General features: G+C 62.7%; 3 protein-coding genes. 2 read left to right on the top strand and 1 reads right to left on the bottom strand.

Annotated elements, in window-relative coordinates:
- A partial coding sequence (locus tag COGEMETH_RS01605) for a Ros/MucR family transcriptional regulator (RefSeq protein ID WP_238180875.1) occupies positions 1-411 on the top strand: 411 nt, incomplete at its 5' end.
- 164 nt (positions 412-575) lie between these two features.
- Here COGEMETH_RS01605 and COGEMETH_RS01600 read toward each other — a convergent pair.
- Positions 576-830 (bottom strand): hypothetical protein, encoded by a 255-nt coding sequence (locus COGEMETH_RS01600; RefSeq protein ID WP_238180874.1) that lies wholly within the window; start codon positions 828-830, stop codon positions 576-578.
- Positions 831-1,002: 172 nt separating this feature from the next.
- Here COGEMETH_RS01600 and COGEMETH_RS01595 point away from each other — a divergent pair.
- The coding region (locus COGEMETH_RS01595; protein WP_238180873.1) for a PAS domain-containing protein at positions 1,003-1,541 on the top strand (539 nt) is incomplete at its 3' end.

Raw genomic sequence — 1,541 nt, 5'->3', positions numbered from 1 at the left:
AATCATCTGACGACGGACATCCATACGGCTCTGGCTGGCCTTTCGAACAAAGGCGCGACCGCTGAAGCGGGGCCGGAGAAGGCGTCACCCGCTCAGGTCAAGAAGTCGATCACACCCCACCACCTCGTCAGCTTCGAGGACGGCAAGACCTACAAGACCTTGCGGCGGCACCTGACCCTGCGTGGCCTGTCACCCGAGGCCTACCGAAAGAAGTGGGGCCTACCCAGCGACTACCCAATGACCTCGGCGAACTACTCGGCCCAGCGCTCCGAACTGGCCCGCACCTTCGGCTTTGGGCAACAACGCCGGAAAGGTGCCGCAAAGTCCTCTGTTGCGGCCGAGACGGTGTCGGAGGCGCCAAAAAAGAAGGGACGGCCTCGCAAGGCGCCAGCGGAGGCAGTGGCTGAGTGAGCGCGCCTTTTAGGGATGCCAGAGTCCCAAAGCGGGGGTAATCTAGGCTGGTCGAGTGCGTTTCCCGGCCGTCCGCGCTTTGCACGATCCTCGCTGGGCTGGCCCCCTCCCGGCTCCGGCGGGCATCGGCAGGCGCGGATTGCGGCACTGCTAGGTCCGTCAGTTCACACCATAGCGGCCACTGTCGCTTGCACCGCCGCAAGGAAGCGTGTCCGTCCTTCAGGATTGATTCTACGCAGGTGGTCCTGCACGAGAGCGAGCAGGGCCGTCTCGGCCTTAAGCGCGAGCGGCTCCGCCCCAACGTTATCGACACCTGGTTCGCGGAAGGCGGAGGCCGGCACATCCAGGGCGTCGGCGATGCGGGCCAAGACATGGCTCGATCTCACGACGGTGTTCGCATGGGGCATGTGATCGCTCATTTCCGGAACTCGACCCAATGCGGCGACAGGATGGGAAACCATCCCCTTTAAATCGCAAACCGCACGCTTTGTTACACGCAAGACGGGAATTTATTAGAATCATTGCAACTTGTGGATAGAATAAGAATATTTCTCGGTACAGGATTTCACCGGAGGAGCAGGATCAGGATCCATGAGCATCAACGTCATTGATGGGTTCAGCGAGGACAGCACGCGGCTGCATGCGGCCCTCGAAGCGTCCTGCGTCGTCGGAGTTTGGGATTGGGATCACGTCCGCGGTGTCGTCGTCTACGATGAAGGCGCGGCTCGGCTTCTGACGGGCGATCCGGATTTCACGGAGTGCGAAGTCAGCGGTCCCGCCGCCATGGCCGCCGTCCATCCAGCCGACCAAGACTGGCTGATCGAGCACGTGCAGCAAGCCGTGAGAAAGGGCGGCCTGATGCTGTCCGAGTATCGCGTCATGACGCGGGACGGCGGTACGCGCTGGCTCCTCAGCCGGGGGCGAACTTATCAGGATGCGACCGGCCATCCGCTACGATCGAACGGCATCCTCATCGACATCACCGAACTGCGCGAAGGCGGTGACCGCTACGTGCTCAGCAACTCCGCCGCGAGTGACGATCCGTTGGAACAGGCGGCCGACCTCGCCATCGCCCTAAAACAGACCCTCGGCGCCGACGCTCCGTCTGAGGTCCGCCTTGCTGCCGACCT

Source organism: Methylobacterium trifolii (assembly GCF_022179685.1).
Classification (GTDB): domain Bacteria; phylum Pseudomonadota; class Alphaproteobacteria; order Rhizobiales; family Beijerinckiaceae; genus Methylobacterium; species Methylobacterium trifolii.
This window is presented reverse-complemented; position numbering and strand designations above follow the sequence as displayed.